The following is a 13,741-nucleotide window of genomic DNA, read 5'->3' as shown; positions in this document are numbered from 1 at the left end:
TGTCGGGCCGGGTCAGCGGCCGGTGAAGTTCGGCGAACGCTTGGCCACGAAGGCGGCCTGGCCCTCGTGGCTGTCGTCTGAGGCGAGTGAATAGACGAAGTTGCGCTTTTCGTGCTCGAGCCCTGCGGCTATCGACCCGGTCTGCGCGGCCAGGGCGGCGTCTTTGGCCAGGGCCACGGCCAGCGGGGAATTAGCCGAGATCCGCTGCGCCAGGGCGATCGCCTGTTCGACGACCTCGTCGTCGTCGACCACCTTTCCCACCAGGCCGAGGGTGGCGGCCTCGGTCCCGGTGACCAGGTCGCCGCTGAGCAGCAGTGCCATGGCGCGAGGTTTGCCGAGCGCCCGGATGAGTCGTTGGGTGCCGCCGCCGCCGGGGATGACGCCGAGCTTGACCTCGGGTAATCCAAGGCGGGCACCCTGGCCGACGATGCTGGTGTCGCAGGCCAGGACGAGTTCGAGCCCGCCCCCCAGGGCCAGGCCCTCGACGGCTGCGATCACCGGTTTGGGGAAGTTCTCCAGGTCGGCCCATAGAGTCCCCCCGGAGGCCCGCCGCTGCCCGATCAACGGATCGGCCCGCAGGGCGTCGAACGCGGTGATGTCTGCTCCAGCGCAGAACACGCCGCTCGCGCCGGCCAAAACTATGGCGCGCACGGAGTCATCGGTCCGCAGCTCGGCTAGGTGCCCGTTCAAGGCTGCGAACACCGCGGCGTTCAGTGCATTCCGGGCCTCGGGTCGGTTGATGCGCAGGATCGCGACCGCTCCGCGTCGTTCGCTGCGCACCACATCATCGTGTCCGCTCCGGTTGTTCATTCCTCGGCTCCCCGGTAGAGATCGGCGTGGTCGGTGCGTAGCGTCTTTTTGTCCAACTTGCCGACGCTGGTGCGCGGCAGCGCGTCGGCGAAGATGACGATGTCGGGCAGTTGCCACTTGGCGAACTTGTCTTCCAACACGGCGTGGATGTCGTCGACGTCAAGATCGGCACCGTCTTCTTGGACGACGATCGCAACCGGGCGCTCTTGCCACTTGGGATGCTCGATCCCCACCACGGCGGCTTCGCGGACCTGTGGGTGGGCGACGATCGCGTTTTCCATGTCGATCGAGGAGATCCATTCGCCGCCGCTTTTGACCACGTCCTTGATGCGGTCGGTCAGCTTGAGGTAGCCGTCGGGGCGGATCGTGCCGGCATCGCCGCTGCGCCACCACCCATCGGCGAACGCGCCGCCTTTGTCTTCCATCTTGTGGTAGCGCTCGATGATCCACGGGCCGCGCATGAGCACCTCGCCCTGGGAGACACCGTCGTGGGGTAGTTCGGTTCCGTCCGGTCCGACGACCTTGATGTCGATCCCGTTGACCAGCAGACCCTGGGCCCGCTTGAGATCCCACTTCTCCTTCTCACTGAGCACGTCCCGCAGCGTGTGCTTCAGGCCTGCGTTGACGGTGACCAGCGGAGTGGTCTCCGTGGCGCCGTAGGCGTGGATGATGTCGGCGCCGGTGAGGTCATGGAAGCCGCGCATGAGCGTCAACGACGGTTCGGTCGCCCCGGACAGCAGACGGGCGCGGCTGAAGTCCGGGCGCGTCTTGAGTGTGCGGATGTAGTCGAGCATCGGCTCGAAGATCGCGGGGGCACCGTTGGCTACGGTGACGGACTCGGAGATCATCGCGTCAACCAGCACAGAGGTGTCCTCGGCCGTATACCGTCCGGGCAGCACGACCTTGGCGGCCGAGTAGATGGCCGACTGCGGCAGTCCCCAGCCCTGGCCGTGGAACATCGGGGTGATGACCATGACGGTGTCGTCGTCGCCCATCTTCAACTGCGCTGCCTCGGCAAGAGTGTGGAGGTAGATCCCGCGATGGGAGTAGTACACGCCCTTGGGGCGGCCGGTGGTGCCGGTGGTGTAGCACGCGCTGTACGCCGAGGTTTCGTCGATCATCGGCCAGTCGAAGGTCGATTCCGCGGCCGTCAGCGCGTCTTCCCAGTGGACGACCCCGGGCAGGGTGGTGGAGATCTCCGAGAGTGGCTTGTCCGTCATGACCACCCAGGTCTTCACCCCGACGCCCTGCTCGACCAGCGCCTCGGCCACGGGCAGCAGGGACTCGTCGACCAGCACGATCGAGGCTTCGGCGTGGTCGGTGACATAGGCCAGGTCCACCGGGGCGAGCCGCAGGTTCATCTGCAGCATCACCGATGCGATACCGGGAATCGCCCAGTACAGCTCCATATGGCGTTTGGAGTTCCAATCCAGGATTCCCACCACCGTTCCGGGGCCGGCCCCCAGCCCGGTGAGCGCGTGGGCTGACTTCCCGACCCGCTCGAACATGTCTGCGTAGGTGTAGCGGTCCCAGCCCCCGTCGATGGTGCGGAATACGATCTCCTGCTCGGGGTAGGTCCGGGCGGAGTGCCGCAGCAGGGTGGTGGTGTTGAGCTGGTAACTGTCACCGTGTGTCGACGGCAGACCGGTGACGATGGGGTGGGACGTCATGTTGGTGCTCCTGAAGTGGGGTTGGGACGGTGGCTGGGACGGAGGGGGCTCGTCAGAGGCGTTCGATGATGGTGGTGTTAGCGGTGCCGTGGGCTTCGCAGATGGTCTGTAGCCCGTATCGGCTGCCGGTGCGTTCGAGCTCGGTCAGCAGGTCCGTCATCATGCGGGCGCCGGTGGATCCGAGGGGATGGCCCACGGCCACCGAGCCGCCGTTGACGTTGAGTTTGTCGTCGGGGACGCCGAACTCTTTTTGGAACATCAGCGGTACTCCCGCGAACGCTTCGTTGACCTCGAACAGGTCGATATCGTCCACCGTGAGCCCCGACCGGACCAGGGCCTTGCGGGTGGACTCGAGGATCGCGGTGAACTGGATGATCGGATCGGCCGCGGCGACCGCGTGGACCACGAAGCGGGCGCGGGGGGTGAGCCCGTGGGCCTCGGCGAACTCACGGTCGGCGATGAGTAGTGCGGCGGCACCGTCGCTGAGCTGGGAGGAGTTGGCTGCGGTGGTCTTGCCGTCCTCGGCGAACACCGCCCGCAGGGACGCCATCTTCTCCGGGTCGAGCTCGGCCCGGATCCCCTCATCCGCGGTCACGGGCTCGCTGGAGTCATCGAGCGGGTCGCGGCGCAACGGAACCAGCTGGGTCTCGAAGCGGCCGTCGCGGGTGGCAGCCAGCGCCCGCTCATGGCTCCGGCGGCTGAACGCGTCGAGTTCCTCCCGGCTGAGGTCGAAGCGGGTGTTCATCAGCTCACTGGACGGGCCCTGCACCAGCAGTCCGCCGTCGTAGCGGGCCAGCTCCCGGGGGGAGTACTGCGGGCCGAGCGGGGCGCCGGGTTGTAGTGAGGATGGCAGCGCCACCTGTGACATCGACTCCACGCCGCATGCGATGGCGAGGTCGTAGGACCCCGCCTCCACACCGTGGGCGGCAAATGCGACAGCTTGCTGCCCCGAGCCGCACTGTCGGTCCACGGTCACGGCCGGCACCGAATCGGGCAGGCCGGAGGAGAGTACAGCATGGCGGGCGATGTTGGAGCTCTGCTGGTCGTGCGTCATCACACAGCCAGCGATCACGTCGTCGATTTTCTCCGGCGCCACATCACTGCGGCGAACCAGTTCACTGAGGGTGGCCCCCAGCAGATCGGCGGGATGCCAGGCGGCCAGCGCCCCGCCGCGCTTGCCGACCGGGGTCCGGACGGCATCGACGATCACCGCCTCGCGGGTGGCTCGGGAACTACGGGGCTGGGGGGAGTCGGTCATGACTGGGTCCTTCCTCAAGGTGGTCAGGCGGTAGTCGCCGTGAGCGCGTGAGTGGTCTGCGCTGTGGCCGGGTGGGCATCGCGAACGGCGCTGAGCGGGATGTCGTGGCGCGCGGCCAGATCCTCCCAGTGGGCCGTGGTGCGCGCGGCGAAGGCGCGGGTGTAGGCGGCGGATGTGCCGTCGCAATCGAGTACCTCTCTGGTGCGGGCCTCGAAGTGCGGCTCGAGTGCCCCCAGGGCGATATGGCCGTCGGCGGTGGCATAGATGTTGTAGGAGGGCAGAGCCCCGCCCAGTGGTGCTCCATTGCCAAACAGGCCGTGCCGGAGGGCAGCCGCGGAGTCGTACGCGGCCGCGTCGAGAGTGATGCGTTGATGTCCACCGGAGTCGTGCTGTCCCCGCGCCAGCAGCAGTGCCAGGGCGGCCGAGATGGCCCGCTCCCCACCGACGGTGTCGGCGACCGGGACCAGCGGCAGGTGCGGCGGCCGGATGGTGCCGTATCTCGCCTGATAGGTCAGGTCGTGGCCCGCGACCTCCTCGTCGGCGCCGTCGTAGCCCACGATCTCCACATGGCACAACCGCGGGTAGCGGTCGCTGAGATCGCCGAGGCCGAGTCGGCAGAACGCTGACGGGCGCATGGCGGTCACCAACACGTCCGCCGTATCGAGCAGCCTGGTCAGCTCCTCCAGGCCGCTACGACTCTTGAGGTCGGCCCGACGAACCTCCACCCCCTGTGTCAGTTCTGCGTACCAGGAGGGCGCGGCCACGGCCAAGGCGTCACCCACCGGCGGCTCCACTTTGATCACCGCTGCGCCGAGGTCACGAAGGCCTGCCACGGCCAGCGGACCGGGCAGGTTGGTAGCCAAAGAGACGACCTGTATGCCGGCCAGGGGTCGGAGCGATCGAAGACTCATTCCAGCGACTATACAAGTAGTCAGTAAACTTAGCCACTGTATAGCTTTAGCGATTGGCGCGTCCCCGTAGACTCGTTTGTCGACCGAAGGGAGACCGCGTGGACCGCCCCGCCCAGCACTCCGGCGACCAAGATCTCACCGCCAAAGCGCGAATCCGCAACGCCGCTCTCGAGCTTTACGCGGCCAACGGCGAGGACCGCACACCGATGCGGGCGGTCGCGGCCGCCGCCGGGGTGACTGTCGGGCTGGTGGTCCATCACTACGGGTCCAAAGACGGCCTCCGCGAGGCCGTGGAGCAGATCGTCGTGGAGCGTTTTGCGTCGGCCCTTGCTTCGGCGCCGACCGACGGGGCCGGCGAAGAAATCGCTCGCGTCCGGAATGAATCCGTCGCGGAAATGCTGTTCAGAAACCCGGAGGTGGTCAACTACCTCCGCCGGGCGCTACTCGAACCCGGCGGCCAGCGGGGGCAACTGCTGGAGCGGCTCACCGAACTCACCCACCGGGAGGTCGTTGCGATGCGCGAGACCGGCGCGGCCTCGCGAGGTCGCGCCGACTCCGTCCAGGTGGTCGACGTGATCATCAACCAGATGGGCCGACTGTTCCTGCAGCCGCTGGTGGATGCCGTCTGGACCCACCTCGGGACCTTCACCCACACCGAGGGGCACAGCAAGCCCGAACTCGGCGTGAGCGTGTCCGGGGGAGGAGCTGTCGATCGTTCCCACGGGTCAGCCACCTGACCCGAGTTTCACTTTCACTGAACATCTGTACAAGCATCACGCTGGCGGTTACTGTTCCTGCTGTGTCCGGGGTCACATACCCGATCCCGGAGTCATCGACACCTCAGGAGTCACCATGGCCACTCTCGGAGGCGCCCTCGCGCTCAATGCCCGCCGGCACCCGGACAAGACCGCACTGATCTTCGGCGAGAGCACCTACTCGTACGAGCAGCTCGCGGCCCGGATCAATCAGTATGCGCACGCGTTGGCGTCGCTCGGAGTCGGCAAGGGCGACAGGGTGGCACTGCTGAGTCCGAACTCCGACGCGTACATCCTGGGCCTGTACGGAGCGTTCCGACTGGGGGCCGTCGCCGTGCCTCTCAACCCTCGCGTGCCGGCCCGCGAACTTCGCTACCTGCTCGAGGACTCCGGTGCGACGGTGCTGCTGTACTCCGAGGGGCTCGCGGTGGTGGTGGCCGGCCTCGACGAACTCGATCCGCTGCCGTCCGCGCCGCAAAGTCTGGTGCTGGACGAGCCCGCCGCGCAGGGCATCGCGCGGCTCGCAGACACCATGCCGACCACCGCGCCGGAAGTGGAGGTCATCGAGGACGACGACTGCATTATCCTCTACACCTCGGGCACGACCGGGCGTCCCAAGGGAGCGTTGTTCGACCATCACCGCATGCTGTGGGTGGGGAACTCGGTTTCCGCACTCGGTATGAATATCTTCGACCGGAATCTGCACGTCGCGCCGATGTACCACTGCGCGGAGCTGGTCCTGTTCGTTATGTCAGGGTTCAGCCTGGGCACCACTCACGTGGTGCTGCCAGCGTTCGAGCCCAAGGCGGTCCTGGATGCGCTGGAGAAGCACCGCATCACCGTGTTCCTGGGCGTGCCCACCATGTACCAGATACTGCTGCAGCACCCCGAGCTCGGCACGCGCGATCTGTCCGCGTGGCGGCTGGGCTTCTTCGGCGCCGCACCAATGCCGCCGAGCGCGGCGACCAGCTTGCTCGCCACCCTGCCGCACGTGCAGTTCTTCCAGCTGTGCGGCCAAACCGAAGGCGGCCCGACCGGCATCTTCCTCACTCCGGACGAAGTACGCGCCCGCCCAGATGCCACCGGACGGGCGTCCATCACTAACGCCGAGACGCGGATCGTCGACGACGAGGGCAACGACACCGCGGTCGGCGAGCCCGGGGAGATCATTTACCGAGGCGAGACCATCATGAAGGGCTACTGGAACAAGCCCGAGGCCACCGCCGATGCGCTCCGCGACGGCTGGCTGCACAGCGGCGACGTGGCGGTCCGGGACGCCGACGGGTTTATCACGATCGTTGATCGGATGAAGGACATGATCATCACGGGCGGGCGCAACGTGTACTCGGTGGAGGTCGAACAGGCCCTCGCCGGCCACCCGGACGTGGCCGATGTGGCGGTCGTCGGGCGGCCGGACGAGATGCTCGGGGAGAGCCTCATCGCCGTCGTCACCCCGGTCGAGGGCCGCGAGGTCACCTTGGAGTCGCTCCGCGAGTACGGATCCCAGTTCATTGCGGGTTACAAGCTTCCGCGCGAGCTCATCACCCGGCCCATTCCCCGTAACCCCTCGGGGAAGATTCTCAAGCACGTGCTGCGTGATGCAATCACGGAAGGCACAGTCGCCACCAGCTAACAATCGGATAGCTCGTTAGGCTCCTCTACCAAGCCACCTGCCATTTGGCCCGCTCTGGGAGAGGTCGAGTTCGCGGGATACTCGGCATCGCCTACTTTACATAACGTAGATTATCGGCGAATCTTGATGCGAATCAACGTGTTTCGTCACCAGTCGGGCGGCCTCGGCCAGACCGCGATTCAATCTCAAAGCCGGATGCTCGCGAGCACCCCGTGGTGGTCGGAGCCCGGCAGATCGATCCGCCGGAACGATGTCGGTGTCGGGCCGTTGCGGGTGAGTACCCGATCGAGCGCGAGCAGGGGCGGGTAGGGTCGGCCGGCGGGGTAGGTCGCGACGACGCCGGATCCGAGATGCTCGGCGGCGTCGGTCAGCTGGGGTGAATCCGGCGGTCCGGAGAGCAGCTGCCGGAAGGAGCGGTGATCGTAGGTCGAGTTGGCATCGGCGCCGATGATCAGCGGATCTGTGTCGGCGGACAGGATCGAGCGTAGCTCGCGGAGCTCGGCATTCCAGCGCCACGATGGTTCCGGATAGGGCGGCAACGGATGCAGTGCATAGACCGAGATGGGCGAGCGGTTTGGTAGCGTAAGTCGCGCATGAAGATTCGACAGTTCGAATCCGCGCAGGAGTTGCCCGTCAGTCAGCGGGGACCGAGCATAGATGCCGGCTCCACCTCCACCCTCGCGGGGACGGAGAAACGCGAACGGCAAGGCGTGGCGCAACCCGGCGCGATCGAGGGCCCCCACCGACTCGGGCGTCAGCTCGACCACCGTCATGACGTCGACTCGCGAGCTGCGTACCCGCGACACCATCTCATCCGGATCGGCCTGCCCGCGAAAGATGTTTGCCTGCATAACGGTCAAGTCCGAGTCCGAGACCAGTTCGTCCACTCCCCAATACAGCGGGGCCTGCGCCGTGACGCCCACGGCAACGACGAGCACAGCTGCCACCGCGGAGATCCAGGCGCGCGCGACGAGCAACAGCACCAGGCCGAGGACACCGACGCCGATTAACACCGGCGTGAACGCCGCCACCCGGGACGCGGTATTGCTGACCAGGCCAGAGTAGTGAGCAGCAATCCCGACGACAGCGGCGAGGACCGCACCCCAGCCGAGTGCTCGTAGGAGTCCACGCATGCGGTCGATCATGCCACGATCGCCGTCAGGCTCAGAACGCTGATAGAGGCGCAGGATGACGATTCTGACGCCCACTCGGAGAAACTAACCACGGTAGTAGTAATCTGTCCGTGGCCCGTTCGATATCGAACTGTTTCATCCGGAACGACGCTTGAACTGAGGGACCTTCATTGGCACGGCATCGCAAATCTGACCCCAGCCCACCTCCTGCTGGTATACCTGCGTCCCGCCGCCCTGCGTCGGCGGCTTTCGACCGCGGGCCTTCGGTGCCACGGCATTCGGGTATCGCGCGGGCGTCGGGGCGACATCGGATACCCCACCCCCCTGAGACTGCGGTCGGGTTCACCCGAGCAGTCCCCTCACCTGCCCCGGCCCTCACGCGCTCGCCGCAGATTTCATCGGTGAGTGCGCCCAGGACGTCTCCTCCCAACCCGCCTCGCGGCGCCCGCCCACACCCGTCCCCCTCGCATCATGCACGGCCGCACGCGGCCCGTTTCGACCATGACGCGTATGGGCCGTGGCGCACACCACGCTCGGTCGACGTCGGCAGGAACCAAAGGGTTGCAGCGCCTACCGCGCCATGGGAGCGGGCGATGTCCGTTCTCGATCACCATGACAATGAGCCAGTTCACTCTGATTTTCTCGATGTGCTCGACGAGGAGAAGACGTCGGGAACACCACTCAGGTCCGTAGCCGCAGCCGGGGTCAGTGGATCGCTCGCGGCTGCGGTGGTCCTTTGCGTCGCCGGCGGGACCGCGGCCACTGCGCTCGCCGATCGTCACAGCCCAACAGTCACCCCAGTTTTCCAGGCTGGCGTGTCCGCCGACGACCGATCCGCGGCAACGCCATCACCTGTAGCCCTCGGATCGGTGGACGATCGACAAGACACCACGCCGGCGCGGACATCGTCACTCGATGAGCTGACCGCGGCCGTGCGAGAGTTGGTGCAGCCAGATCGTCTGCGGCCTTCCGATCCCCCTGCGCCACAACGGCCGCGGTCGGCGGCACCTACCTACGGCACCGTGACCTCGAGCTACGGGGCACGCTGGAGTACCACGCACTATGGCCTTGACATCGCCAACGCGATTGGCACGCCGGTGGTGTCCGCAAGCGATGGGCAGGTCATCGAATCCGGTCCGGCCGATGGTTTCGGTTTATGGGTACGCGTGCTGCAAGACGACGGCACGATCGGCGTGTACGGGCACATCAACGAGGCGTTGGTGAGCGTCGGACAACGAGTCCGGGCCGGCGAGCAGATCGCAACGGTAGGAAACCGCGGCTACTCCACTGGACCACACCTGCACTATGAGGTCTGGCAGCAAGACGGACCCAAACTTGATCCGGCACAGTGGCTGAGAACCCGGGGCGTCTACGTCGTCGGCTGAACCGGCGTGAACGGTGCAAAGCTGCTGGAGATTTCGTGGCAGGTGTGCGGGCGTAAGCCAAGCCGACGTTGCCAGTCTCGTGGTCTTACTGAGCTTTACCGACGGCAAGCTTCTGGCAAATGCGCCCGATCGATCGGATCGCAACGGTGTGCAAATCTATCGTGGTCACAGGCCGCGGCGGACAGTGGCAGCCGCTCTTTGCTGGTTGGTGGTCGTACCCCATGATGAGGTGCGTACGTGCCTGGGTTGTGGTTTAACTATCTGGCAGGTTCACCGAGCGGCTCTTCGCGAGTCCCCTCTTGCTCGCATGGTGGGCGTCCATCGCTTCGGCCTGGTGATTGATGCGAGTTCGTAGGGGTTTGAGGACGAGCATCGAGACTGGACTACTGAGCACTACTGCGAGCACGACGGCTCCGAAAATCGGGATTTTCACGTCAAATACGAAGGAAATCAACAGGATCAATCCGCACAGCGCAGCGGCGAGTGCTAGCCGCGCGGCGTTATACAGCAGGGCAATCGCGACGAGTGACTTGCCCGAAGGGGCGGGCGAGGGGGCGGCATGGTCAGAAGTGCTTCTGCTCATGTTCGGTAGGCCTTCCGTGTGCTGCTTGTTGAATGCGATCGGATGTATGTGTGACGTGGCACGCCCTCTCGTCGAGTGCTTCAACTGGGGGACATCGATCCCCGCAGGATGAATCTCTGCTGATGTGAGTCTCATTCGTGACGTGTGCGTCGTAGTCGGCGGTTCGCTGACGCTGGCTCGGTCATCCATCGCCGCGCTTGCTCGTTGAAGTCTTCGCCCCACCCAGCCTGATCGGTGCGGGCCAAACCGGCGATGGTGACAGCAGTGCGTCGTTGGCCATCGATCTCGGTGGGCACCAACCGCACCCAGATTCGTCGGCGCCGGACAAGCAGGGACACAAGTAGCCCAGCCAGCATCACAGTCGCGGTCAGCAGGACCCAGTTCTGTGCCGGCCCGTGCGACACCTGCATGGACACAAACCGTTCGTACCCGTCGAAGCGCACTACGGTGCCGTCGGCGATGGTGTGGGTCTCTCCTGGGCCGAGATTGACTTGGGCCCGCTGCTGGAGCCGGCCCTGCTCGATGAGTGATTGGTTCAAGGAGTATGCGTTCTGCGGACGACCGGTATCCAGTCCGGTGTCGCCCTGGTAGATCCTGATCGCTACATACGGATCATTCGGCACGGGAAACGACGAGGTGAGAAGCGTTCCTTGGAATGCCGCGGTCGGCGCGAACAGACCCTCAATCGCGATCTGTCGGCGGCGCCGTTCATCCGCGTCGGGGTAAAGCCCCGCGGGAGTATCAAAACGGGCCGCGCCTGAGGACAACATCGTCTGCAAGTTGTCGGGAATGAAAAGTACTGTCTGAGTGCGCTGCTCACCGTTCGGGAAGGTCACTGTGAATGTAGGTGCGAAGCCATTGCCTAGGACGTAGACGCGGTCACCGGCTACTCGCAGAGGCTCGTTCACTCGAATACGCGCAGCGTTCCAGGTAGTGGGGTCGGACTGTCGTACGTCGTCGGTGTAACTGACGTCGGCTTCGTACATGTCGGGCTGGCCGCTCGGCAGGAACCTCGCATCGAAGCCCTCGACACGAACACAGAATGGTGAGAGATCGGTGCCGTCGACAAGGCTGCCTGCTCGAAACGAGTCATAGACGGCCGTCGAGGTGTTACAGAGGCCTTGCGTGCCATCGGCGATGAGACTGCGGGTGCCCTCGTACCCGTAAAGTTTGTCGGCCGCGATCGCTATCAACAGGGCGAGCAGTGAGAAGTGGAACAGGAGGTTGCCCCACTCGCGGAGGTAGCCCTTCTCCGCGGAGATCTCCACGGCTTCGGTGGGTTGGGCACCCGTCGCCGGGCGCGTGGTGGTGACTCGGCGCCAGCCACGCAGATTGGTATTTATCAGGGCAGCAACCTCGTCAGGATCTCCGTGCACCGTGTCCTCGACGTGCCGCGGCAGACGAATGAGGTTGCGTGGCGCGGGGACCGGCTGAGCGCGCACTGCGCGCGCATGCTCGAGAATTCGGGGGGTGAGGCAGCCCACAAGCGATACGAACAGCAGGACGTAGATCGCGGTGAACCACGTGCTGGCGAAGACGTCGAACAGCTGCAGTCTGTCCATCCACACCCCGAGCGCGCCGCGGTCGGCAATGTACTGGGTTGTTTTCTGCTCGTTGAGCGGTCGTTGTGGCAGCATGGCGCCCGGGATCGCGGCTGCGGCCAACAGGAACAGCAGCATGAGTGCGGTTTTCATCGACGTGAGCGATCGCCACAGTCTGCGCAGGGAGCCAAGCGCCGGGTGCGCTCGGCGCGGCGTCGGCGCTTCGGTTCCCATCATCGTGGTGGGGGTAACGTCGTCGCACTCCGACAGTCCATGACTGCAGGAGCGACGTCGAAGTCGCCGGCCGAGTGCCGATCGACACCCGCCACCACGAGCGCGGTGGGTCGCCGGGACATACTCCCCCGCACCGCCACTATGGGTCTCACCTGCTCTCCCTCACCTACCCGGATTACTACGCACCGTAGTATTTATAGAACCCGGATGGCAACCACGTTGGGTCTTGCTTGCTCGATCGGAGCGGTGAGGCCTGGTGAGCCGTAAACTACTATCATTGTTAGTAAGACCTGTGGCGGCGCCTACATTCTGTGGTCGTCGGTGTGTGCTCCGGATGAAGGGCTTTGTAACTGATGGGCCGCTTTGGCACTCCGAGGACGATGCGTCGCGACCGCCGATCGACTGGCCATAGTCAGCTGCGGCAACGTCTGGGAACCCTTCGACGCCACCGTTCGGCGCAGGTCAAGGCTCGGCATGTACTGGTATTGGCGGCGCTGACGGCCGTCGTGGTGGTACTGACCTCGTGCAGCTCGGCTGGCGGTAGCTCTACCTACAGTGACCAGATTTCGGCCGTCGACAGTTTTGCGGCCATCGCACAACCCTCCATCGCTGTGGCCACCGAAGGAGGCGATCGGCTCGCTCCCGACGCGGTTGTCGAACCTGGGCTTCCTATCGTTGTGACGGCCAGTCGCGGCGCGTTGACCGACGTCGATATCCCAACATCTAGCGGGCGTGCGTTGGCGGGCTCGCTGAGCGAGGATGGCAGTACCTGGACAAGCACCCAGCCGTTGGGGTACTCGAAGCAGTACTCCGTTCGAGCTGAAGCCGTGGGTGTGGGTGGTCGAACGAGCGTCTCGCAAGGCTTCACCACAGCCTCGCCGGAGTCGCTGACCAGCGCGGCCATTCTGGGCGAGAAGACCGTCGGAATTGCGCACACGATTGGTGTTCGATTCTCGGATCCCATCCCTGACCGCCGGAAGGCGCAGGCTGCAATCACCGTGGCCTCTGATCCACAGATGCAAGGCGCGTTCTATTGGATCAGCGACTCCGAGGTCCGATGGAGGCCCGAGCGCTTCTGGATGCCGGGGACCAAGGTCAGTGTCGCCGTGAACATTTACGGAGTCGACCTCGGCGACGGGCTCTATGGCAACAGAAATCTGTCCTACGACTTCACCATTGGCCGAGCTCAGACAATCGAAGCCGACGACAACACCAAGACCATCGTCGTAAAGAGGGATGGCAAGGTCATCCGAACGATGCCGACGTCGTTCGGCAAAGACAGCACACCGACTCCACGCGGCATCTACATGATCGGTGATCGCGTCGAGCACATCGTCATGGACTCCTCCACCTACGGAGTTCCTGTCGAGTCATCGGCGGGATACCGCACACCCGTCGACTGGGCGGTGCAGATGTCTTACAGCGGCATCTACATGCACGGTGCCCCGTGGTCTCTGTCGGCGCAGGGCAACAGCAATGTCAGCAACGGCTGCCCGAATCTGAGTCCCGCGGACGCGGAATGGCTCGTGAAGAACACGATGCGCGGCGACCCCGTCACGGTGAAGAACACCAACGCCGAAACACTATCGGGAGTCGATGGACTCGGCGACTGGAACATCCCGTGGGCACAGTGGAAGAAGGGCAACGCAGACACCTAGGCATCGGGCTGGCTCGATCCAGACACTCCATCACGGTCCAGTCGACTGAGCTCGTCCGGCCTTGACCCTGGACGCCTACGGGCCGGCCCCGACCGGTCCGTGCCCGCGGGTATGCCATCCGCCACATCAACGGATATTGAGGTATTTGCCCGAAGGTGGTTACATGGCGA

At 65.1% G+C, this 13,741-nt stretch carries 11 protein-coding genes; 4 read left to right on the top strand and 7 right to left on the bottom strand.

Annotated features, from left to right (window positions below; all coding sequences use genetic code 11):
* Positions 1-12: 12 nt before the first annotated feature.
* From AC3B5T_RS20290 to AC3B5T_RS20275, 4 genes are read right to left on the bottom strand one after another with little or no spacing between them, the layout of a single operon-like run.
* Complete coding sequence (locus AC3B5T_RS20290; RefSeq protein ID WP_008382197.1) at positions 13-810, bottom strand: enoyl-CoA hydratase/isomerase family protein; 798 nt, start codon at positions 808-810, stop codon at positions 13-15.
* Positions 807-2,480, bottom strand: coding sequence for a long-chain-fatty-acid--CoA ligase (locus tag AC3B5T_RS20285; RefSeq protein ID WP_006897082.1), 1,674 nt, complete (start codon positions 2,478-2,480; stop codon positions 807-809). The genes AC3B5T_RS20290 and AC3B5T_RS20285 overlap by 4 nt, the downstream gene beginning before the upstream one ends.
* A 52-nt stretch (positions 2,481-2,532) precedes the next feature.
* Positions 2,533-3,738: a thiolase family protein gene (locus AC3B5T_RS20280; protein ID WP_055476449.1), complete on the bottom strand. Its 1,206-nt coding sequence runs from the start codon at positions 3,736-3,738 to the stop codon at positions 2,533-2,535.
* Between the two features lie 23 nt (positions 3,739-3,761).
* The gene (locus tag AC3B5T_RS20275) at positions 3,762-4,649 is read right to left on the bottom strand and encodes a CoA transferase (protein ID WP_055476450.1); all 888 of its coding nucleotides are present in this window, start codon (positions 4,647-4,649) and stop codon (positions 3,762-3,764) included.
* 98 nt (positions 4,650-4,747) lie between these two features.
* Here AC3B5T_RS20275 and AC3B5T_RS20270 point away from each other — a divergent pair, with 98 nt between their 5' ends.
* Together AC3B5T_RS20270 and AC3B5T_RS20265 are read left to right on the top strand one after the other, a co-directional pair.
* Positions 4,748-5,386 carry a TetR/AcrR family transcriptional regulator gene (locus AC3B5T_RS20270; protein ID WP_055476451.1) on the top strand — a complete coding sequence of 213 codons (639 nt, stop codon included), beginning with the start codon at positions 4,748-4,750 and terminating at the stop codon, positions 5,384-5,386.
* Positions 5,387-5,501: 115 nt separating this feature from the next.
* Complete coding sequence (locus tag AC3B5T_RS20265) at positions 5,502-7,037, top strand: acyl-CoA synthetase (RefSeq protein ID WP_055476452.1); 1,536 nt, start codon at positions 5,502-5,504, stop codon at positions 7,035-7,037.
* A 185-nt stretch (positions 7,038-7,222) separates the two neighbouring features.
* Here AC3B5T_RS20265 and AC3B5T_RS20260 read toward each other — a convergent pair whose 3' ends face one another.
* Positions 7,223-8,245, bottom strand: a complete 1,023-nt coding sequence (locus tag AC3B5T_RS20260) for an endonuclease/exonuclease/phosphatase family protein (protein ID WP_307814794.1) — start codon at positions 8,243-8,245, stop codon at positions 7,223-7,225.
* Between the two features lie 518 nt (positions 8,246-8,763).
* Here AC3B5T_RS20260 and AC3B5T_RS20255 point away from each other — a divergent pair.
* Entirely contained in the window at positions 8,764-9,555 is a 792-nt protein-coding gene (locus AC3B5T_RS20255) for a M23 family metallopeptidase (RefSeq protein ID WP_239582609.1), read from the top strand.
* Between the two features lie 253 nt (positions 9,556-9,808).
* Here the strand turns inward: AC3B5T_RS20255 and AC3B5T_RS20250 are convergent, their stop codons facing one another.
* Positions 9,809-10,138: a DUF4229 domain-containing protein gene (locus AC3B5T_RS20250; protein WP_055476455.1), complete on the bottom strand. Its 330-nt coding sequence runs from the start codon at positions 10,136-10,138 to the stop codon at positions 9,809-9,811.
* 131 nt (positions 10,139-10,269) lie between these two features.
* Complete coding sequence (gene resB / locus AC3B5T_RS20245; protein ID WP_055476456.1) at positions 10,270-11,916, bottom strand: cytochrome c biogenesis protein ResB; 1,647 nt, start codon at positions 11,914-11,916, stop codon at positions 10,270-10,272.
* A 377-nt stretch (positions 11,917-12,293) separates the two neighbouring features.
* On the opposite strand from resB, the gene AC3B5T_RS20240 reads away from it, so the two are divergent.
* Positions 12,294-13,571: a L,D-transpeptidase gene (locus AC3B5T_RS20240; protein ID WP_139104530.1), complete on the top strand. Its 1,278-nt coding sequence runs from the start codon at positions 12,294-12,296 to the stop codon at positions 13,569-13,571.
* Positions 13,572-13,741 lie beyond the last annotated feature (170 nt).

The organism is Gordonia sp. G4, assembly GCF_057770005.1.
Note: the sequence above shows the minus strand (reverse complement) of the source record. Positions and strands in the feature narration are given on the sequence as shown.